Annotated in this window: 11 protein-coding genes; all 11 read left to right on the top strand. The window is 45.3% G+C overall.

The features are described 5' to 3' along the window. The first annotated feature begins 2 nt into the window (after window positions 1-2). The 11 genes from C0979_RS11375 (at window position 3) to C0979_RS11325 (ending at window position 22,967) form a co-directional block, all read left to right on the top strand. Window positions 3-1,925: a family 43 glycosylhydrolase gene (locus C0979_RS11375; protein ID WP_101696106.1), complete on the top strand. Its 1,923-nt coding sequence runs from the start codon at window positions 3-5 to the stop codon at window positions 1,923-1,925. Between the two features lie 28 nt (window positions 1,926-1,953). After that, entirely contained in the window at window positions 1,954-4,887 is a 2,934-nt protein-coding gene (locus C0979_RS11370) for a LamG-like jellyroll fold domain-containing protein (protein ID WP_101696105.1), read from the top strand. Between the two features lie 192 nt (window positions 4,888-5,079). Next, window positions 5,080-9,324 carry a beta-L-arabinofuranosidase domain-containing protein gene (locus C0979_RS11365; RefSeq protein WP_101696104.1) on the top strand — a complete coding sequence of 1,415 codons (4,245 nt, stop codon included), beginning with the start codon at window positions 5,080-5,082 and terminating at the stop codon, window positions 9,322-9,324. A 125-nt stretch (window positions 9,325-9,449) separates the two neighbouring features. Beyond that, window positions 9,450-13,592 carry a beta-L-arabinofuranosidase domain-containing protein gene (locus C0979_RS11360; RefSeq protein ID WP_101696103.1) on the top strand — a complete coding sequence of 1,381 codons (4,143 nt, stop codon included), beginning with the start codon at window positions 9,450-9,452 and terminating at the stop codon, window positions 13,590-13,592. A 204-nt stretch (window positions 13,593-13,796) separates the two neighbouring features. Then, complete coding sequence (locus C0979_RS11355) at window positions 13,797-14,861, top strand: ABC transporter substrate-binding protein (RefSeq protein ID WP_242962701.1); 1,065 nt, start codon at window positions 13,797-13,799, stop codon at window positions 14,859-14,861. Window positions 14,862-14,930: 69 nt separating this feature from the next. Beyond that, on the top strand, window positions 14,931-16,550 hold the full coding sequence (locus tag C0979_RS11350) for a response regulator (protein ID WP_101696102.1): 1,620 nt from the start codon (window positions 14,931-14,933) through the stop codon (window positions 16,548-16,550). A gap of 36 nt (window positions 16,551-16,586) precedes the next feature. Next, window positions 16,587-18,068, top strand: coding sequence for a sensor histidine kinase (locus C0979_RS11345; RefSeq protein WP_242962700.1), 1,482 nt, complete (start codon window positions 16,587-16,589; stop codon window positions 18,066-18,068). A gap of 163 nt (window positions 18,069-18,231) precedes the next feature. Next, complete coding sequence (locus C0979_RS11340; protein WP_101696101.1) at window positions 18,232-19,227, top strand: ABC transporter substrate-binding protein; 996 nt, start codon at window positions 18,232-18,234, stop codon at window positions 19,225-19,227. Window positions 19,228-19,364: 137 nt separating this feature from the next. Further along, a complete protein-coding gene (locus C0979_RS11335; protein ID WP_101696115.1) occupies window positions 19,365-20,855 on the top strand; it encodes a sugar ABC transporter ATP-binding protein in 1,491 nt (496 codons plus the stop codon). 2 nt (window positions 20,856-20,857) lie between these two features. Further along, on the top strand, window positions 20,858-21,922 hold the full coding sequence (locus tag C0979_RS11330) for an ABC transporter permease (protein WP_101696100.1): 1,065 nt from the start codon (window positions 20,858-20,860) through the stop codon (window positions 21,920-21,922). Window position 21,923: 1 nt separating this feature from the next. Further along, window positions 21,924-22,967, top strand: a complete 1,044-nt coding sequence (locus C0979_RS11325; protein WP_101696099.1) for an ABC transporter permease — start codon at window positions 21,924-21,926, stop codon at window positions 22,965-22,967. Window positions 22,968-23,003: the final 36 nt, after the last annotated feature.

Below are 23,003 nucleotides of genomic sequence, written 5' to 3'. Positions count from 1 at the left end.
GCATGAAAAGAAAAGCAATTGCAGGAGCACTGGCTATGCTTACAGGCGTGGCTTTGTTAGCAGAACCTGCACTGATGAAGGCACAGGCAGCGGAAGCTGCCGCGCCTGTGGTGAAGGAATTGAATAAGAGTAATTCTGGTAACCCGATGCTTGGCTTTGATGCAGATGGAAACATTTTATACGGTGGTGACCCGTCCATTTTGGTGGACGGGGACACCGTATACTGCTATGTAGGCCATGATACTTCCACGGGAGAATATTACAATATGCCGGATTGGAGATGTTATTCTTCCAAGGATATGAAGACCTGGAAGTATGAGAGTATGATTTTAAAAGCAGATAGATCCAACATCACCTGGGCACAGGATGATGTATCTGCATGGGCAGCACAGGTTACCAAAGGAAGCAACGGAAAATATTATTTCTATTATTGCTGTGAAGAGGCAGGAAGACCTGGAAAATCCATTGGTGTAGCAGTTTCTGACAAGGCAACGGGTCCATTTAAAGACATTGGAAAACCGCTTGTCAGCGATACCCAGACACCAAACGGACCGCATTCATGGGAAGACATTGATCCAACGGTATGGATTGAGACAGATGAGAACGGTGAAGAACATCGTTACCTTGGATGGGGAAACAACCGTTTCTTCGTATGTGAGTTAAATGAAGATATGATTTCCATCAAGGATCAGGATGGTAATAAAGATAATCTTTCCGTTGGTTATGGAAAAGGCCATGACATTGTTGTCGGAAAGATGAACGGCAAAGAGATCTTCAGCGATAAAGATAAATTCGAGGGACATTCTTTTACAGAGGCTCCTTATTACTATCGTCAGCAGGATGAGAACGGCAATTATTTTGGACCATATTACATGTTCTTTGCCTGTGACTGGAGAGAGCAGATGGCATATGCTACCACCGATGACATTATGAGTAATGATTGGGACTTTGGCGGCGTCATCATGGAACCCTCCGCAACGGCAAACACGAACCATATGGCAGTATTTAACTTTAAGGGTCAGCCATATTTCGTTTACCATGACGGAAGTATGCCGCACGGAAGCGGTTTCCGAAGAGTTGCTTGTGTGGAGAAGTTCGATATCAATGCAGACGGAAGCATTGATCCGATCAAGAAGACGGCAATAGGACTTACTGGAACTATCAGCAAGATCACAGACTGGAATGGAAACTATATCGCAAGCGAGACATTTGAGAATACGACAGATGACAAGCAGTATCCGATGACCGACTGGAATCCGGGAAGCTTTGGCTCCATTGGCGGAAGCAAGGAAGTCATTGCTGACTTCTATGCAGGAAGCGAAGAGAGAGAATGGGAGATCGTTCCAGGTAAAGCAGACAAGAATAAGGCAGAGTATGTGTCGATCGAGTCTAACTACAAGCCGGGTATGTATCTGAAAGTAGCGCTTGATGATAACGGAACAGCTCCGGTTGTACTTGCACAGGATGCAGGCGGAACGGAGGATGAAGCAAACCGCATGACATTTAAGACAGTAGAAGGACTGGCAGGATACGGCGTGACCTTTGAAAGTGTAGTTTATCCGGGATATTATCTGGTAAGCAGAGAAGGAAAACTTTTCGTTTCTAAAGATACAGAAAAAGAAGAGGCAACCTTCTTCGTATCAACAGAGGCGAAGAACGATGAGGCACAGGCAGCTCAGAATGCAGAAGTATTAAAGACCACAAGATTCTATACGGTCGGAGAGAAACTGAATACTGACGATATGCGTGTCATTGTAACTCTTCCAAATGGAAAGACGGAAGCAGTGAAAGATTACGAGACCAATGCAGCGGATCTTGATATGAAGAAACCTGGTGAGAAGACATTAGAGGTTACTTATCATTATGACGGCACGGAGTATACCAAGAATGTGAAGATCACCGTTGTAGAAGAAAACTACCGTTAAGCGGACAAAGGGAAAGGAGAAGGAAGAGATGAAGAAAAAGAAACTCATGGCAGCCTGTCTTGCAGGCGCGCTGGTTATGTCCTCTATTATCGTTCCTGGTCAGGCGTCCGTAAAGGCGGAAGGGAAATCCCTTACAGAAGGGCTGGTTGCATCTTATGACTTTAACGACGGTCAGCTTGCAAACGGCGTCGATGGACAGGGACAGGCTAAGGCTGTTGTAACAGGATTGAAAGATTACAGCGGTCAGCCGGTATTTGAAGCTGGAGACAAGGACAAAGGGCAGGCGGTTCGTCTGGGCGAGTATGGATTACAATTAAACCAGAAAAATCTTGGCGATAACTTTACCGTATCCATGTGGCTGAAGCCAGACGGTGTATTCGATAAGAATGAAGCAGTTCTGTTCTTGGGATATCACAGCCCGGAGAAGTGGCTTGCAGTGGCAGGACCGGAGACGGCAGGAAGTGCAACCTGCAAGTTCTGGACCAATGGAAGCGGCAACAACCAGAGCTTTGGATGGGCAGGATTCGGTAACTTTGATATTGATGCGAACTGGCACTGTCTGACAGTGACAGGATCTAACGCCGGAGTAACTGCTTATTTGGATGGAAAGGCAGTTGGATCTGGCGGAAGTATCGCACCGCTGACCGGAGATAATCAGGACATTTACCTTGGTGTTAATAACTGGGATACGGAATTTAAAGGCTTGGTAGACGATGTTAAGGTCTACAATCGGAAGCTGACAGACTCAGAAGTACTGCAGCTTTATAACCCGGAGATCACAGCAGAAGACATTTTCGATCAGGAAGGCATCACCGCAACAGAGTCCATCAATACCCTGAAGGGAAGAATCGAGCAGATTACGGTGAATATCCCGGCGGTAGCAGTGGAAGCAGGAGCGAAAGCCACCTACGAAAGTAAAGATAAAGAAGTAGCTGAGGTCGATGAAAATGGCGTCGTAACCGCGAAAAAAGCAGGAGATACGACGATCACAACGACAGTAACCCTTGGTAAGGTGAAAAAGACAGCAGAGACGAAGGTTCATGTAGAAGATAACTTAAACAGTCAGCTGAAAGCATCCTTTGATTTTGAAGAAAATCTGACAAACGGTGTGGCAGGCGCAAAAGAAGCTTCTGCAATCGTAACTGGACTGAAAAACTATACTGGAGAAGTTGTCTATAAAGAAGGCCGTACAGGGAAAGCTGTTCAGCTTGGAAAGTATGGATTGAAGCTTAACCAGGAAAACCTTGGAAATGATTATACCGTTTCCGCATGGGTAAAAGCAGATGCAGGCTTGGTAGAAAATCAAGTCGTAATGTTCCTTGGACACCATAATCCAGAAAATTGGATATCCATCTCCGGACGCGCTTATGAGTCTGATAAGTGCAAGGTCTGGGCAAAGGGCGGCATCTATGGTACACATACGACTCTCTTCAATCCAGAGATTGGAAGAAAAGAGTGGCACCAGATCACCATGACAGGAACGAGCGGAAAGGTCAGTGTATACCTGGATGGAATTTGTCTGGGAACCGCAGACAGCAATAATCCATTATCCGGAGTAAATCAGGATATCTACCTGGGTGTTAACAACTGGGACGCAGAGTATGAAGGTCTGATGGATGACGTGAAGATCTACAGCGTTGCAATGACAGAAGAGGAAGTACAGAATCAGGCAGCAGAAGAATTCAGCAAGAAGGCACAGGAAACTTTGAAGCGTGAATTGACGGTTAAGGATATTCTGGGACAGAACAAGAGCGCAGATGAGATCTACTACAACCTGGCGCTTCCAACAGCTGTGGAAGGCATCAAGCTTGACTGGAGCAGCAGCAACGAAGATGTGGTTGCGGCAGACGGAACCATTTCCGTTCCGGCAAAGGATACAGAAGTAGCTGTAACTGCAAAAGTTGCAGGCGGAGTTCTTACCGGAGAAGCATCCTTCACGGTAACGGTAAAAGCGCTTGATGTAACAGAGCTTAATGATCTGATCAAAAAAGCAAAAGAAATGGATCAGACCGGACTTTCCGAAGTATCAAAGCAGAGATTAAATGAATCCATTGCGGCAGCAGAAGAAGCAGTGAAGAATCCGACTTATGAAGGAATCGCAGCAGCATATGAGAATCTGAAACGTGCGATGGAAGAGATGTCTTACGATCATGTTGACAATCCGTTTGATCTGATTGCAGAACCGGCAGCGAAGGTAAGCTTAAAAGAAGGAGAGACACAGGAACTCTTCGTTCTTCCAGAAGCAGTTCAGGCTCTGGTAACCGTAACCTACGAAAGCGAAGATGACAAGGTTGTGACTTACGCAGACGGTAGCCTTACGGCAGTAGGAGAAGGAAAAGCAGTGGTAACTGCAACCGTAACTGCAAATGAAGACGTACCGGTATACGGCGGATTCGCAATGGAATATTCTACTGCAGTGGAAGTAACAAAAGACGCACCTCCGGCACATGTGCATGACTTGAAGAAGACAGACGGCGTAGAGCCAACCTGTACTTCTGAAGGAAATATTGAATACTGGTACTGTGCAGACTGTGGAAAATACTTCAGTGATGCAGAAGGAACCCTTGAAATCAGTGAAGAAGAGACCGTACTTCCAATGGCAGAGCATGAGTGGGAAGATGATTACACCATCGACAAAGAAGCAACCGAGACGGAAGATGGAAGCAAGTCCATCCACTGTAAGAACTGTACTGCGAAGAAAGATGTTCAGGTAATTCCGGCAACTGGCAAACCAGGAAGCGGAGACAACAAACCAGGAACTGGTGATGGCAATACTGGAAATACCGGAAATACTGGTAACGCAGGCAGCAATAAGCCAGGAAGTACAGCAGGCAAACCTGGAACACAGGCAGGAACTGTGAAGACCGGAGACAGTGCAAACTGGATGCTGTGGACAGTCTTAATCGGCGCATCTTTAGCTGGATGTACCGTGACTGTTAGAAAACGGAAATCTAACAGATAAAAAATCTAACAAATATCATAAAAAAATGTATTTTTTGAAGAAGGTGAGGAAAAAGTGAAAATTTTCTCACCTTTTTCTAGAATTATTGTATTTACGAGTGGATAAAAAAAGAATATCCTGTGTAATAGAAAAGCATAGAATGGTATAAATTGGTCTACTAGACGTTACCAATAATACCGGTAAGGAGAAGTTATGAAAAGAGGAAAAAGCATGGCAATGCTGCTGTCTGCGGCAATGCTGGTGACTCCCCTTTCTCCGCTGACTGTAGAAGCGGAAGGGGGATTGACAGGTCAGGTGCTGGACTTAAGTTTTGACGGCAGCTTAAGTGATCCGGCCGGCTCTCATGCAGTCGTGATGGGAAGAGGTGCGGAGAACTATGCAGAAGGAGTCAAAGGGCAAGGGCTTTCTCTGGATGGGAAAAGCTATGTCAAGCTGGGAACGGAAGCTGATCTTCAGCCAGAGAATTTGACACTGTCATTTTGGCTGAAACCTAATCAGGATATGGGAAACGGGGAGCAATTGATCTCCTGGAACAAGAATGAATGGTATACAGATGGCTGGTACCTTTCTATGGAGAATGGAAATCGTCCACTGACCTTATCTGTAGGACCGGCAGCAACGAACGGACAGCCGTATCGGGTAAGTGTAGACGGAAATCGTGCAGCATTCTTCCCAACGGGAGAATGGACTCATGTAGTAGTTACTTACGATAAGGAGACGAAAGAAATTTGTTTCTATAGAAATGGAACAAAATGTAAGACGTCGATTACCTACGGAATGAGTGAGACGGCTACCGGAGTACTTGGCTCAGATCCATCTATGGAGAAATCCATTGGTTACAATGGTCCGAAGTATAATGCGGGATATCTGAACGCAGTGATTGATGAATATCAGATTTATAATGATGTGGCAACACAGGAAGAAGTCATCGGACTCTATGAAGATGCCGGACAGACCTTCGACAAAGAGGGGGTAGCACAGGCAGACCTTGACGCTTTGAATATCCCGTCAGAGGTTCAGAATAACATGATGCTTCCAACTAAGGGCTCCAGCGGCTCCGATATCACATGGAAGTCCAGCAATGAAGACGTGATCAGTGCAGACGGTAAGGTGACGCGCCCGGAGATCGGCGAAGAGAACGTAACGGTGACGCTGACCGCATCGGCTTCCTACGCAGGCGGCAAAGAGGTGACCAAAGAATTCAAGGTTACCGTCATTGCGAAGAAGGAAGTAAAAGCAGAGCCGGACAGTATTATGGGAAGCGTGGTTCTTCAGGATGACTGGCTTGCCAACGCGGCAGAAAAAGAGAGCGAATACTTGCTGAGCTTAGATTCTGAAAAGTTCTTATACCAGTGGTACAAGCTTGCTGGCTTGGAACCAACTACAGAATCCGGTTACGGCGGCTGGGAGAGAGGAACGGATAATAACTTCCGTGGTCATGCATTTGGACACTATATGTCCGCAACATCCCAGGCTTATTTAAGCAGCAGCGGAGAGACCAAAGAGAAATTAAAAGCAGAGATTACCGAGGCGGTGAACGGACTGGCAGCCTGCCAGAGCGCCTACGGGGCAGCGCATCCGGAAAGTGCAGGCTACGTCTCCCCATTCCCGGAGGAATGGCTGCAGAGAGTGGACGGCGTTCCGCTTGCAGGAACAAAGATCCAGAGCGGCGACAACCTGATCGTTCCATATTACAACCTTCATAAGATGGTGGCAGGTCTTCTGGATGTGACGAAGAATGTAGATGATCCGGCGATTAAGAGTACAGCTCTTAGCGTAGCAGAAGGATTTGGAGAATATCTCTACAACCGTTTCAGTATGCTGACAGATAAGAATCAGATGTTAAGAACCGAGTACGGCGGAATGAATGAAGCCCTCTATGAGCTTTACAATCTGACTGGAAATGATCACTTTAAGACGGCAGCAGAATATTTTGATGAAACTGCTCTGTTTGAACAGCTGGCGGCAAATCAGGACGTGTTAAACGGCAAGCATGCCAACACGACCGTTCCGAAGCTTACCGGTGCAGTGAAGCGCTACACCGTTCTGACAGAGAATGAAGAATATTACAATGCACTGTCTCGGGGAGAAAAAGACAGCTTGAATATGTATCTGGAAGCAGCGAAGAACTTCTGGGATATTACCATCGATCATCACACTTATGTAACAGGCGGCAACAGCCAGTCCGAGCACTTCCATGAGGCAGACAAGATTGGATATGATGCAACCAAGAGTGAGTACGATGCAAGTACCACCTGTGAGACCTGTAATACATACAATATGCTGAAGCTGTCCAAGGCTTTGTATCATGTGACCGGTGATAAGAAGTATATGGATTACTTCGAGAGAACTTATACGAATGCGATCCTGCCATCCCAGAACCCGGAGACAGGAACCACCATGTATTTCCAGCCAATGGCGCCGGGATACAATAAGGTATTCAACCGTCCATTTGACGAGTTCTGGTGCTGTACCGGAACGGGTATGGAGAACTTCTCTAAGCTGGGTGACAATATTTACCAGTTGAATGAAGACGGCGTGTCTGTGCATATGTTCTGGGCTTCCGAATTAAATCGGGACGGAATCCATATCAAGCAGATCGCCAATATGCCAAATGAAGACACGGTGACCTTTGAAGTAAAAGAAGCAAAGGCAGGAACCGTATTACGGCTTCGGAAACCAGACTGGTTAGCAGGAGAAGCTGTGATCAAGGTGAACGATAAAAAGGCAGACCTTCAGGAAGAAAATGGATACTTCAAGGTTACAGTAAAGAGCGGCGATAAGGTGACCTATCAGATGCCAATGCAGATGGTGGCATATCCGATGCCGGATAAACCGAATCTGATTGCATTCAAGTACGGCCCAATCGTACTGAGTGCAAAACTGACGACAAATAATATCGAAGCTTCCAATCCAAACGGAATCCTGGTAAGAGTTGGAACCTTTGATCCAAAAGCACAGACGGTTATCACCACGCAGAATATGAGCCCAGATGAATGGCTTACGAACCTGAATGAAAATATGGTTCGGATGGAAGACGGAGAGAATGGAGAAATCCAGTTCGCGCTTAAGAATGTGGACTCCGAGTCTGAGACATTGGTTTACTCTCCACATTATATGAGATATAAAGAGCGTTACGGTATCTACATGTATATGGAAGAGCCGGACTCTCAGGCATCTCAGGATCGTATCCTGGCAAATAAGCAGGTGATCCGGGATCAGGAAATGAGTATCGATTATCTGGACAGCTTTGACGCCAATAACTCAGAGGCGGCAAAGAACCAGCAGGGTGAAAATACACAGGTAGGTTCTCATCTTGGAAAAACTTATCGTGACGGTAAGACAAACGGATGGTTCAGCTATGATATGAAGATTGATCCGAATGCAGAACACAACTATCTGAACTGCGTATTCTTCTCCGGAGACCGCGGAAGAAAATTTGACATCATGGTAGACGGAACCGTACTGGATGGTCCTTATGATTACAGCGACGCTCCATCCGCAAATGAATTCTATACCCATACGGTAGAGATACCAAAGGAAATTATCGATAATGCCAAAGGTGGCAAGGTAACCGTAAGATTCCAGTCCCGTCCGGAATACAATAGTTTCGTAGGAGGACTGTTTGGAATCAGAACTTCCACTTCCGCAGAGTATGACACCGATGCAAGTTTGAAGGCTTTGTCTTTCGACACCGGTAAGTTAACGGAAGGCTTTGCATCGGAGAAGACAGAGTATGTGCTGGAAGTACCAATGGATACAGAAAGCGTGAACATGCTTGCGACACCGAAGATGGAAAGCGGTCTGGTCTATGTAGGCGGCATTTTGATTGATGATAAGCATCCAAGAAAGATCGGTCTGACAGGTGATGAGACGGTCGTTTCCATTACGACAAAAGCACAGGATCATGTGACGGCCAAAGACTATCAGGTAACGATTAGAAAGGTAGAAGAGGCTGTGCCAGAGGTGGACAAAACTCCACTGATGAATAAGATCGAAGAAGCCATGGCAATTCAGGCGGAAGGCTACACACAAGAGAGCTATCAGGCTCTTCAGGATGCCATCAAGGCAGCCCAGGATGCTATGAATACCGTGGAGACGAAGCAGGATGTAGAAGATGCAGTAAAAGCACTTCAGAAAGCCATCGACGGACTGGAGAAAGAGCCGGAGAATCCAGGCGGCGGAGATGACGGTAACAAGCCAGGCGGAGATGATGGCAATAAGCCAGGCGGTGACGGCAACAAACCGGGTGGAGACAGTGGAAATACAGGAAACACCGGAAAGCCGGGAGCCGGAAATACTGGAAGCACAGATAAAAACAGTGCAAATCAGGCTGGCAAAGTGAAGACAGGCGATGAAGCAGATCCAGGCATCATGCTCTTCTTACTGGGAAGCGCAGGCGCATTAGCGCTGGTGATTCGCAAACGGAGAGCTTAATGTAATAACGAAACGAAAGCTGCGTAAGGAAGTTTCCTTGCGCAGCCTAAAAAACAAAGGGGGCGATCGAGGAAGTGTGAAAGAAATCAAAACCGAAATCTATAGAAAGGGAAAGGGTAGATGAAATGAAAGGTTTTAAGAGATGGGCAAAGAAAGGACTTGCCCTGGGCGCGGTATGCGCCATCACAGCGACATCCCTTCCGATGACCAGCATCCAGGCGCTGGCAGCCGGAGAGAAGGATGCCAAAGCGGCAGAAGATGGACTGATTCTTCACTATGACTTTAAAAGTTTGAAGACAGGAACCATCGTAGAAGACTTAAGCGGTAACGGAAAAGCGGGAGTAATCCGTCCGACAGGGTCTCAGGTAACGACAGAGGACGTTAATATTTACGGAGCAGATCAGACTGCATACAAATTCCTTGGAGGACAGCCAAGCAATACGAATACTTATGTAGAGCTTCCGGTTGGTGTCTTCAATGATCTGGAAGATATAACAGTCAGCTGCTGGGTAAATATGAAAGAAGCATGGGGCTCTTATCAGAGAATCTGGGATTTTGGATTTAAGAATGACAAGGGTCAGTTCAATACCACAACTTATATGTATCTTCTGGCAGACGGTTCCAATGAGGGACACAAAGGATACACAGCAGCTTTAACCAACAGCGGCTGGGGCGATGAGAAGGGACCAGAGAAAGGGAAGGCGTTAGCCACTGATGAATGGATCTTCACAACCGTTACTTTTGATGGTTCTGAGAAAGAGATGTCTCTCTATGAGGACGGTGTCCTGATCGGAACAGAGAAGACACAGGCAGACCTTTCCGTATTAAAGGGCGCGAATAATGCGTTGATCGGTTATGGTCAGTTCAAGAATGATATTTTAAATGGTATGGTTGCAGACTTTAAGATCTACGACTATGCTATGACACAGGAACAGGTTGAAGATAAGTTCGCAGTTCCTGATGAAGAGAAGGTAAAACGTGACAAAGAATGGCTGGATCTTGGAGATGTCAGCGAAGTGACTTCTGATCTGATTCTTCCGACAAAGGGAGCAGCAGGATCTGATATCAGCTGGACAAGTGATAACGAAGCAGTCATTGGAAAAGACGGTAAGGTAACCAGACCGGAAGCAGGAGAAGGCGATGCAGTGGTAACACTGACCGCAACTCTCACATCTGGTGACGTAACGGATACAAAGGTATTCAAAGTAACGGTAAAACAGAACCTGACCGCAGAAGAGATTGTAAACGGTGATGCAGAGGCTCTGGTTCTTAGCGGACTTTCTTCTGTTAGAGACAATCTTACCCTTCCAACAGAAGGAGAATTAGGTTCTACAATCGCATGGGAAAGCTCCAATCCGGAAGTGATCGCAACAGACGGTACGGTGACAAGACCAATCGGAGATAAAGCAGAAGTAACCTTAACTGCAACGATTTCCTATGGCGACAAATCTGTGACCAAAGAATTCGTTGCAACCGTAATGCCGATTTATGAGAAGACAGACATTGTAGATGTAAAGGCAGTGGAAGTTAAGACAGTTAAGAATACGCTTCCTTATCTTCCGGCTACCGTAGACGTTACTTATGAAGATGGCACAACCGGAAAAGAGAAGGTTACATGGCCAATCGATCTGGCAGCAGATCAGTTTGCAACAGCAGGTGACAAGGTAGAAGTAACTGGAACGATTGTTGATTACGACGTAGAAGTAAAGGCAACCGTAACTGTAACAGATACGACATCTGAGGCGCCGGCAACGGTAACAACAGAGTTTAGCTTAAGCGATATCCATCTGGATGGAACGGACACCATCTTCGGACAGAATATGGCACGTGACTTAGAATATCTGAAGGTTATGGATGCAGACAGAATGCTTTATAACTTCAGAAAAACCTTTGGCGCTGATACCAAGGGCGCACAGCCTCTGACCGGATGGGAAGAGCCAACCGGACTCTTAAGAGGACACTCTACCGGTCACTTCCTGTCTGCACTGGCACAGGCTTATGCATCAACAGGAGAGGCAGTTTACAAAGAAAAGATGGATTACATGGTAACTGAATTGAAGAAGTTACAGGATATGTCCAAGGGTGATCCGGCAAAATTCGTAACTCAGTGTACACCATCCGATGCGGCACAGAACAAGTGGAGCAAAGATCCATCTACATGGGGAGAAGGCTTCTTAAGTGCTTATTCTCCAGACCAGTTCGCACTCTTAGAGCAGTATACACCATATGCAACCATCTGGGCTCCATACTATACACTTCACAAAATTGAAGCTGGTATGATCGACTGCTACGAATACGGCGGAAATGAAGAAGCTCTGGAAGTAGCAAAGGGAATCGGCGACTGGATTTACTTAAGACTGGAAGGCTGTACTACAGAGGAACAGCGTGAGAACATGTGGGCAATGTACATCGCCGGTGAGTACGGTGGTATGAATGAATCTCTTGCAAGACTGTATGAGATCACACATGAAGACCGCTACCAGGAAGCAGCAGCATTATTTGACCATAAGACATGGTTCGCAGATCTGGCGGCAAATGTTGACGTAGTTCAGGACAAACATGCCAACCAGCATATTCCAAGAATCGTAGGTGCGGTTCACGAGTATGCAGCAACAGGAGACGTAGCTTACTATAATACAGCACGGAACTTCTGGAACATCGTAACACAGCGTTATGCTTACTCCATCGGTGGTGTGGGAACCGGAGAGAAATTCCAGAAACCATATCAGCAGGGTAACTTTATTCTTGGTAACAGAGGTCGTGGTGAGAACTGCGAGACCTGTGCAGCATACAACATGCTGAAGCTTACCAAAGACTTATATAACTATGAACCAGACGCGGCAGAGTACATGGATTACTATGAGAGAACTATGATCAACCAGATCGCAGCATCTCAGAGCCATGATACAACAGACTACATGCACAACGGAACAACATACATGCTTCCAATCGATCCGGGCCAGAGAAGAGGCTATGATTCTGACTACGGCGGATTTACCTGCTGTAACGGAACCGGTATGGAAAACCATGTAAAATATCAGGCAGCAGCTTACGCAAAATCTGCCAACACACTGTATGTAAACCAGTATATGCCAACAACTCTGAACTGGGCAGAGAAGGGAATCACTGTAAAACAGGAGACCAAATTCCCATCCGAGCACTCTAAATTAACAGTGAAGGGTTCTGGCGAATTTGCTATGAAGCTTCGAGTTCCTTACTGGGCAACCAAGGGATTTGAGGTTCAGGTAAATGGTGAGACTATCTGCACCAATCCAGAAGTAAGCACATACGTAGAGATCAACCGTACATGGAAAGATGGAGACGTGGTAACCATTCATATGCCATATACACTTCACCTTGACAAGACTCCGGACAAAGTAGACGGAAGTACCGTTGCATCCGTTATGTATGGACCACTGGTTATGGTAGCAAAAGATGAGAGAGATTCTTACACACCGATGAACTGGTATACCGTTGCATTAAGCGACAACCTGGAAGACTCTATCAGCGTAGTAACAGGAGCTGATTCTGAGCAGGTACCACACCTTACAACCAACGGATTACAGTTCTATCCAATGTACGATGCTTACAACTACAGATATCATGCTTATGTAAAAGTAGAAGATAATGCATCTGTTGTAAATAAGGATGCTCTTCAGGCTCTGGTAGACGCTGTAACAACTGGCGATCAAGTACCAAGTCAGGATGACTATACCGAAGAGCAGTGGGCAGCACTTCAGCAGGCAATTGCAGATGCACAGGAAGTTCTTGCAAATGAAGCTGCAACACAGACAGAAGTTTACAATGCATACAAAGCACTTCAGGCTGCATTAGAAGACACAGCAGTGAATCCAGAGCCGGAAAAACCAAGCAAGGAAGATCTGCAGAATGCAGTAGACAATGCAATTCCAGATTCTGAGAAAGATAAGTACACCAAGGATAGCTGGGAAGCTTATCAGAATGCATTGAATCATGCGAAAGACGTTCTGAAGGATGAGAATGCAACAGAAGAAGACATTGCAAATGCGCTGACAGAGCTGAACAAAGCAAAAGATGCGCTGAAACCTGTTTCTACTGAGCCAGGCAAACCAGGAACCGGTACCGACGGAAAGCCGGGAAGCACAACTGGCAAACCAGGTACAACAAATGGAAAAGGAACTGGTTCTGTGAAGACAGGCGATACCGCTCCGTTTGGTATCTTAGTTGGATGTATGGTAGTAGCAGTGGTAGCTGCAGGCGTAGTTGTTTACCGTAAGAAACACAGCTAGAAGCTTTGGATTTGACATTTCGATCAGAATAATCAGGCTTTATACAAAAGGGAAAGGCCGGGACGCGTAGAGCGCCCCGGTCTTTTTCTTATGAAAACCGATTTTCTATAGTTGAATATTTCAGCTTTTCCCTCTAAAATAGAACCGTAGGAACAGACGCCTGGGGAGATACAGATTCACCTGGAGCGATACGGAGGAATAGGAATGAGACGGAAGATATTAACGACGGCAATCGGAGTGGTTTTGGCAGCAGCGATTCTGATTGTAGCGGTTTCAATGGTAGAGGTATCTGGTAAACAGACGGAAATATGGAAAAACGGCGAGAAAGACTCTTTGACTACGATTGGATTTTCTCAGGTGGGAGCAGAGTCCGACTGGAGAAGTGCGAATTCGATTTCAATGAAGCGGACGTTTACACCGGAGCGGGGATATGATTTGATTTTTGAAGACGCAAAACAGAAGCAGTCAGACCAGATTAAGGCAATTCGTAAATTTATCCAGCAGGAGGTGGATTACATTGTGTTCTCTCCGGTGGTAGAGAGCGGATGGGACACGGTGCTGGAAGAAGCGAAGCGAGCAGAGATTCCTGTGATTATCATTGACCGAAAGGTGGCGGTTAAGGATTCCAGCCTGTATGCAGCCTGGATTGGCTCTAATTTTTATTTGGAAGGGCAGAAGGCGTGTAAAGTGATGAAGGCGTATGTGGACGAACAGCAGATTCCTGAGGTGAATATTGTAAATATTCAGGGAACTTTAGGGGCTACCGCCCAGATCGGAAGAACGAATGCATTGGAAGATGCAGCGCAGAAGTACGGGTGGAACCTTCTGGAGCAGGAATCTGGAGAGTATACGGAAGCGAAGGCCTATGAAGTGATGTCGAAGATGCTTTTGGAGCACGATAATATTAATTTTGTATATTGTGAAAATGATAATGAAGCGTTTGGAGCAATCGATGCAATCCGGGATGCGGGGAAAACGGTAGGACCAGGAGGCGATATCCAGATCATTTCTTTTGATGCGACAAGGGAAGGCCTTCGCAGAACACTTCACAAGGAGATCTTGATCAACGGAGAATGTAATCCCTGGCATGGGGAATATGTGGAGAAAGTGATTCACCTGTTGGAAACAAATGAGTTATGGCAGAAAGAGATGTACGTCCCGGAAGAGACTTTCTATAGTATGCCAGAGGATATGCAGATCATGCTGGGCGGGAAGGAGTACACCGTGCAGACAGTAACGGAATCCATCGTGCAAAAACGAGGATATTAGATCCGAAGCAGAGAATCTGAAGCAGAAAAAGTGAAATGACTGGGAAGAGAATAGGGAGAGAGCAAAAAGATGAGTGGAATTAAGGTGTTTCTGGTAGAAGATGAGATGATTATCCGAAACGGAGTGAAGAAAGGAATCAAATGGGAAGAAGAAGGCTATGATTTTGTGGGCGAGGCAAGTGACGGGGAACTTGCTTATCCGCTGATTTTAAAAGAGAAGCCGGATATTCTGATTACGGATATCCGTATGCCGTTCATGGACGGTCTGGAGTTAAGCCGTCTGGTGAAAGAAGAGCTTCCAGATATTAAGATTCTGATCTTAAGCGGCTACGATGAATTTCAATATGCGAAGGAAGCGATTCGGATCGGAGTGACGGATTATCTTCTGAAGCCGATTTCCTCAGCGAATCTTTTGGAAGTTCTAAATCAGGTGAAGGAAAGCATCTGGCATGATCGTGAAGAGAAGGAACTTCTGATTCGGTACTCGAAAGACATGCAGGAGAATACGGAAAATGAGAAGGCAAAGTTCTTTGATCGGCTGATTCTAAATGAGATGTCTATGGCAGAAGCGGTGGAAGAAGGGAAAAAGTATGGCATGAATCTAAGCGCCCCATGCTACGCGGTCTGCCTGTTCAAGATTTTGATGAGCGCGGATGATAAGACGGTATTGGAACAGATTGTTCGGGCAAGTGAGAAGATAGAAGAAGAGGCAAACAGAACGGATGCGTTGTATCTGTTCCGGCGGGGAATTTCCGGATGGACATTTCTCCTTCTGGCAGAAGATGAAGAACAGATGAAAGAACGAATCCGAAGCTTTAGTAACCGCCTCCACTGCGTGATGGATTCCTGGAAGGATATGGAATACTTCGGTGGAATCGGAATGTGCGTCGATCGTCTCCGGAATCTTAAGGATTCTTTCCGGGAGGCGGACAAAGTTTTCGCGGCAAGATTTACAGAGAAGCCAAAACAGATTCTTTCGATGGAAGATCTGGGAAGTCAGGATGAAGAAGAGGTTCCGGTGAAGGGATTCGTACAGGTAGGACAGTCCCGGGCAATCTTAGAGAAATTCTTGAACAGAGGTACGAGAGAAGAAGTGGGGACCTTCTGCGAGGCTTATATGGCGCAGTTGGAGAAAGATCATATGCGCTCTGCTATGGTAAGGCAGTATGTGGTGATGGATATCGGTATCGTAATCATGTCGTTTTGCGAGAAGTTGTCGGCAGGTGAAGAAGTGGAGAAGGAAGTTCAGGATCTGCAGGCATCGGCTGCCAGGGCGGATGCATTTGGCGAGATGAGAGGAGTTATTGAACAGCTTCTGCTAAAAGCGATTGAAATTCGTGACCGGGCAAGCGGAAGACGCTATTCAGACCTGATTGCCACGGCGAAGGAAGAGATTGAGAAGAAGTATATGTCGGAAGAAATTTCCTTAAATACAGTGGCGGTGCGTGTAGGCATGAGTCCGAGTTATTTCAGTTCTATCTTCAGTAAAGAAGTAGGACAGACCTTTGTGGAGTATCTGACGGAGGTAAGAATGAACAAAGCGAAGGAACTGTTGATGTGTTCTGCGATGAAGACGTCAGAGGTTGGCTATGAAGTGGGATATCGAGATCCGCATTATTTCAGTTACATTTTCAAGAAAACCCAGGGCTGTTCTCCGAAAGAGTATCGGGCAAGGCGAAAAAGTCAGTAATAGAAAGGAAGAAAATTGCCGGGAAGGGATAGACATATGAAGGAAAAGAAGAAAATATCGCTGAATACAAAGCTGGTTATCATCGCGCTGGCGGTGTTTCTTCCGATGTTTTTTGCGCTGGTGTACAGTATCCATTCAATGATCAGCGCGACCGCTACTTATTCAGAGATTACCAAGAGTATTACCTATGCAAACGACCGTTTGAATTTTAAAGAATCGATGGATTACAGCACCTATCTTGCCGTTGTACAGAAAGAAGAGTTCCAGGATCTCGGAGACGGAGAGATCATGGTCAACGGTGTAGTGACGGTCAATCCTTATGAAGCCATAGAGGATTTGCGAAGCGGATGCAGGGAACTGTCGGATATGACGGCCGTGGATATGAATCAGAATCAGATCCGAAGACTTTCTAACACACTGAATGTGCTGGAACTTAATTTGGAGACGCTGGAAGATATGATTCAGGGAAGCGGAGTCTATGAAGAAAATATGCAGTATCTGGAAGATAATATCTATATGCTGACAACGATTATCGATGAAGGCATTCGAGAATATATCCGTGTGGAGACGGCGCAGCTTCAGCAGATCTCCATCCTGCAGGAGAAGCGAAATATAAGGGTTCTGCTTCTGTGCCTGCTGGTTGCGGCAGAAGCCGTTTATCTGGCGGTTGTATTGACGATGCGGGCGTTTGAAAGCATTACAGAGCCGATTCAGAATCTGTGCGATCAGACAGAAAAAGTAGGAGAAGGAGATTTTACCGCGCGGGCGGGCAATGCTAATATCCGGGAAGTTCAGGTACTGTCAGACAGCTTTAATAATATGACGGAAGAGATCGGAACGCTGGTGGAAAATATTAAGGAGAAAGAGAAGAATCTGCATTTGGTTGAAACCAGGCTTTTGCAGGAGCAGATCAATCCTCATTTTCTTTACAATACGTTGGACTCCATTGTGTGGCTGGCAGAGGACGACCGAAGTGAAGATGTTATTTCTATGGTAACAGATTTGTCCGATTTCTTTCGGACGATGCTGGCAGCAGGAAAGGATTTTATGACGGTAAGGGAAGAGCGTTCCCATATAGAAAGCTACCTGAAGATTCAGGGCTTTCGCTATCAGGATATCATGGAGTATGAGATTGAAATGGAAAAAGAAATCTCAGAATGTATGATTCCGAAGCTTCTCTTACAGCCGTTAGTGGAAAATGCCCTCTATCATGGTGTGAAGAAGAAAAGAGGGAAGAGCCGGATTCGTGTCTGGGGATATCAGGAAGGAAGCTGTCTGGTATTCAAGGTGGAAGATAATGGAAAAGGAATGCCGCCAGAGACGCTTAAGGCGTTAAGAGAGAATATAGAAACACCGATTGAGCAGAGAGGCAGCGACAGCTTTGGACTGGCAAATGTAAATCAGAGGATCAAGTATTATTACGGAGAAGAGTACGGCTTAGAGATTGAAAGCGAGGAAAATGTAGGGACGGAAGCAACTATTATGATTCCATCTAAAAAAAACACAAAATTTTCGTAAAAAAACACAAAAAAATAAAAAAATAAAAAAAATATAAACCTTTTACAGAAGATAGCTGGTTTCAAAAATGTGAAAAATTCCGTATATTAATCTCAACAACCGGAACGGAAAACAAAAGTACCGGGCAAAAAAAGAGAAACTATATAAAGGGAGGATTTTCACAATGAAAAGAAAAATCGTAAGCGTATTGTTATGCTCAGCAATGGTTGCAACAATGGCAATGGGATGTGGCGGAAAAGAAGAGCCAGCTGAAGAAGCAAAAGACGGCGGAAAAGATGGCGGTCTGATCAAAGTTGGTATCATCAACAACGACCCTAACGAGTCTGGATTCCGTACAGCAAACGACAAAGACTTAAAAGAAATGTTCACAAAAGAGAATGGATATGATGCTTCTTTCGCATACAGCCTTAAGAACGATGAGCAGATCACAGCAGCTCAGAAATTCATTCAGGACGGTGTTGACTACTTACTGTTATCCGCAGCTGATACATCTGGATGGGATTCTGTACTGAAAGATGCTCAGGATGCTGGAACAAGAGTTGTCCTGTTCGACCGTACAATCGATGCAGACGAAGAGCTTTACGAAGCATCTATCGTATCTGATATGAAAAAAGAAGGTGAGACAGCAGCTACATGGTTGAAAGATCAGGAGCTTAGCGAGTACAACATCATTCACCTTCAGGGAGTTATGGGATCTGCTGCACAGAAGGGACGTTCTGAAGCATTAGATGTTATGGCAAAAGAAGAAGGATGGAACATCGTTACACAGCAGACAGCAGAGTGGAACGCAGAGAAAGCACAGCAGATCGTTCAGTCCGCTATCGATGCAGGACAGAAGTTCAACGTAATCTACGCTGAGAACGACGATATGGCAAAAGGTGCTGTAGCAGCTCTTGACAAAGCAAACATGTCTCACGGAGTTGGCAAGGACGTTGTTATCATGGGATTCGACTGCAACAAGTGGGCATTAGAAGAACTGCTTGCTCAGAACTGGAACTACGATGGACAGTGTAACCCATTCCAGGCTAAATATATCGATGAAGTAATCCAGAAGATCGAAAAGGGTGAAGAAATCGAAGAGAAGACAATCGTCATGGAAGAAAAAGGATTTGATGCTACAACAATCACACAGGAAGATGTTGATACATACGGAATCTAATTTGGATATGAAGTAAATGGTGTCTAAGTGACTGTTAACAGGCGCGGGGTTACCGCGCCTGTGTTACTGTGAAAGGTGACACAGCAAATAAAGGTAAAGAGGTGAATACGCTGGTGAAAGAGAAATCTGTATTGGAAATGAGAAATATACACAAGAGCTTTCCCGGTGTCCGTGCGCTGCAGGCAGTAGATTTTACATTGTGTGAGGGTGAGATCCACGCGTTGATGGGCGAAAATGGAGCCGGAAAATCGACTCTGATTAAGGTGTTAACCGGAGTGTATGAGAAAGACGAAGGAGAAATTTATCTGAAAGGTCTTGATAAGGCGGCAGTAATCCGCTCCCCTCAGGATGCTCAGAATCTTGGTATCAGTACTGTATATCAGGAGATTACATTATGTCCGAATCTCTCTGTAGCAGAGAACATGTATATCGGACGTGGAAAAGGAGTCTGCGCGAACTGGAAGAAGATGAATGAGGATGCAGATAAGATCCTCAAATCCCTCGATATTCCAGCGAAAGCAACACAGCAGTTATCAAGCTGTTCAATCGCAATTCAGCAGATGGTAGCAATTGCCCGTGCTGTTGATATGGATTGTAAAGTTTTAATTTTAGATGAGCCAACCTCTTCTCTGGACGAACAGGAAGTAGAGAAGCTCTTCGTATTGATGCGTGACCTGAAAGCAAAAGGAGTTGGTATTATCTTCGTAACCCACTTCCTGGATCAGGTATACGAGGTATGTGATAAGATTACAGTCTTAAGAGATGGTAAGCTTGTCGGTGAATATGAAATCAAGGACCTGCCAAGAGTGAAGCTTGTTGCAACGATGCTTGGTAAGGAATTAGATGATATGTCCGATATCAAGGGCGAACAGAAAGTATATGAAGGAAAAGACAGTGGAGAGTCACTCTTTGAAGCAGAAGGACTGCAGAGTAACGCAGGAATCAAACCGTTTGACTTCTATATTAAGAAGGGAGAGGTTAACGGCTTTACCGGACTTCTCGGTTCCGGACGTAGTGAATGTGTTCGTGCAATCTTTGGAGCTGACAGAGTTATTCATGGTAAGTTAAAGAAGAATGGAAAAGAAGTAAAGATTTCCAAACCATTAGATGCAATGAAACAGGGAATTGCATACCTGCCGGAAGACCGGAAGCTGGATGGTATCGTTGGAGATATGTCTGTAAGAGACAACATTATCCTTGCAGCACAGGTACTGCGTGGATTCTTCCGTCCATTCTCTAAAGCTGAGAAGAATAAATTCGCAGAAGAATATATCAAACTTCTGGAAATCAAAACTGCATCTGCAGATACTCCGATCAAAGCATTGTCCGGTGGTAACCAGCAGAAAGTAATTCTTGCACGCTGGCTTCTGACCCATCCGGAGTACTTGATCTTGGATGAGCCTACAAGAGGTATCGACGTAGGTACAAAAGTAGAAATTCAGAAATTAGTATTGAAGCTTGCTTCAGAAGGTATGAGTGTTACATTTATCTCTTCTGAGACGGATGAGATGCTCCGTACCTGTTCTCGTCTGGTTGTTATGCGCGACCGCAAGGTCGTTGGAGAACTGACCGGTGATGAGTTGACGCAGAGCGGTATTATGGCAACAATTGCCGGAGGTGACAATTAATTATGAAGAACATTACAAATAAAATGAGAGGAAAACAGATCTTCATTCCGATCGTGGCATTGGTGCTTCTTGCGTTATTTAACCTGATCGTAGATCCGTCTTTCTATAAAGTTACAATGGATGTTAACAGCGCTGGAAATCCAGTTCTGTCTGGTTATCTGATCACAATTCTGGACTACGGTTCAGAGCTTGCAATTCTTGCAATCGGTATGACGCTTGTTACAGCGGCTTCCGGTGGACAGGATATCAGTGTGGGTGCGACAGTAGCTATCGCAGGTTCCGTTATTCTTCGTGTACTTTGCGGAACAAACTCTCGTCCAGAGACATTACAGGCACCAGTAATCGTAGCATTTTTAGTAGCATGTCTGGCAGCAATGGCATGTGGTGCATTTAACGGACTTTTGGTTGCAAAGTTTAATATTCAGCCAATGATCGCAACGCTGATTTTATTTACAGCAGGTCGTTCTATCGCAGCTTGGATAAACAACAATGAGCTGCCGGTAATCAGTGAAGAGTCCTTTGGAGTATACGGTGGATTTATCCCTGGAATTCCGATTCCAACACCGGTATTTATTATGCTGATTTGTGTATTAGTCACAGGATTAGCTCTGAAATACACGAACCTTGGATTATATACACAGGCAGTAGGTATCAATGCAAGTTCTTCCAGATTAAATGGTTTGAACCCTGCATTCATCAAATTCCTGGCTTTCGTAATCTTAGGATTGTGTGTAGCTGTTGTAGGTCTGATCAAGGTAAGCCGTCTGTCTTCCATCAACTACTCTGTTATCGCAAAAGATATCGAGATGGATGCAATCCTTGCAGTAGCGCTTGGTGGTAACGCATTAAGTGGTGGTAAGTTCAACATGGCTGCTTCTATCTTAGGTGCATACGTAATTCAGTTCCTGACAACAACACTTTACAAGTTCAACGTAGATTCTGCAGCACTTTCTGCATATAAGGCAGTCGTTGTTATTGCACTTGTTGTCAGCAGTGCTCCGGTCGTAAGAAAGAAATTTGCCGGTTTGGCAAAGAAGTTAAAACCACAGGCAAAGGAGGTTGCTTAAAATGGCTAAAATGAATAAGACAGCAACCGGTAAGAATAGATTGAAAAACATGTCAGATACAAATCTGCTTCTGATGATTACCGTGATTGTATTCTTCCTGATGTATATCGGAGCAATTGTATTCCAGGGCGGTGGTTTCTTAAAACCACAGACATTCTTTAATATCTTAAATGCCAATGCAGCGCTTTTGATCGCGTCTTGTGGAATGAGTTTGGTTATGATCACGGGAAGTATTGATATTTCTGTCGGTGGTGTAGCAGCTCTTGTAAGTATGTGTTGTGCAGTATACCTTGACAAGATGGGCGGAAATGTATTCGTTTCCCTTCTGATTGCAGTTGGTATCGGTCTTGCATTTGGTCTGGTTCAAGGATATCTGGTAGCATACCTTGACATCCAGCCGTTCATCGTATCATTGGCAGGAATGTTCTTTGCCCGTGGTATGACAACGATTGTACATACAAACCCATTCAACGTAGAGAATGAAGCATTTGTGGCATTAAAAGATACTCGTGTGATTGTTCCGGGAATTGGAACAGTCAACAGAGTTGGCAAATATGTAGACGCTTATGTAGAGATCGGTGTAATCGTAGCCGTAGTTTTAGTAATCGCATTATTCTTCGCACTGCGTTACACTAAGCTTGGAAGAAGCTTCTACGCAGTAGGTGGAAATGGACAGAGCGCATTGATGCTTGGTATCAATGTAAAGAAAACACGCTTTATCGCGCACCTGCTTTGTGGACTTTTGGCAGGAATCGGAGGATATGTATACTTCCTTCACGTAGGTTCAGGAGCTCCATCCCATGCAACAGGTATGGAAATGAACGCAATTGCGTCATCCATTATCGGTGGAACACTTCTGACCGGAGGTGTAGGTAACATTATCGGAACCTTCTTCGGTGTTATGTCACTGAGTACAATTCAGAATATTGTATCTTCTGCCGGACTTGATCAGGCATGGTGGACAGGAATTACAGTTGCAGCAATGCTGTGTCTGTTCCTCGTAATCCAGAGTGTGATAATGGCACGTAAGAGTAAGTCTAACTAAGTAAAGAACGATGTGCAGGTCGGGAGAAAAGGTCTG

It is taken from the genome of Dorea phocaeensis (assembly GCF_900240315.1).
Taxonomy (GTDB): domain Bacteria; phylum Bacillota; class Clostridia; order Lachnospirales; family Lachnospiraceae; genus Dorea_B; species Dorea_B phocaeensis.
Note: the sequence above shows the minus strand (reverse complement) of the source record. Positions and strands in the feature narration are given on the sequence as shown.

Coding starts and splice junctions, on each gene's coding strand:
- C0979_RS11355 (WP_242962701.1), top strand. CDS start 13,797: ATGAGACGGAAGATATTAACGACGGCAATCGGAGTGGTTTTGGCAGCA.
- C0979_RS11325 (WP_101696099.1), top strand. CDS start 21,924: ATGGCTAAAATGAATAAGACAGCAACCGGTAAGAATAGATTGAAAAAC.
- C0979_RS11345 (WP_242962700.1), top strand. CDS start 16,587: ATGAAGGAAAAGAAGAAAATATCGCTGAATACAAAGCTGGTTATCATC.
- C0979_RS11330 (WP_101696100.1), top strand. CDS start 20,858: ATGAAGAACATTACAAATAAAATGAGAGGAAAACAGATCTTCATTCCG.
- C0979_RS11335 (WP_101696115.1), top strand. CDS start 19,365: ATGAGAAATATACACAAGAGCTTTCCCGGTGTCCGTGCGCTGCAGGCA.
- C0979_RS11350 (WP_101696102.1), top strand. CDS start 14,931: ATGAGTGGAATTAAGGTGTTTCTGGTAGAAGATGAGATGATTATCCGA.
- C0979_RS11340 (WP_101696101.1), top strand. CDS start 18,232: ATGAAAAGAAAAATCGTAAGCGTATTGTTATGCTCAGCAATGGTTGCA.
- C0979_RS11360 (WP_101696103.1), top strand. CDS start 9,450: ATGAAAGGTTTTAAGAGATGGGCAAAGAAAGGACTTGCCCTGGGCGCG.
- C0979_RS11375 (WP_101696106.1), top strand. CDS start 3: ATGAAAAGAAAAGCAATTGCAGGAGCACTGGCTATGCTTACAGGCGTG.
- C0979_RS11365 (WP_101696104.1), top strand. CDS start 5,080: ATGAAAAGAGGAAAAAGCATGGCAATGCTGCTGTCTGCGGCAATGCTG.
- C0979_RS11370 (WP_101696105.1), top strand. CDS start 1,954: ATGAAGAAAAAGAAACTCATGGCAGCCTGTCTTGCAGGCGCGCTGGTT.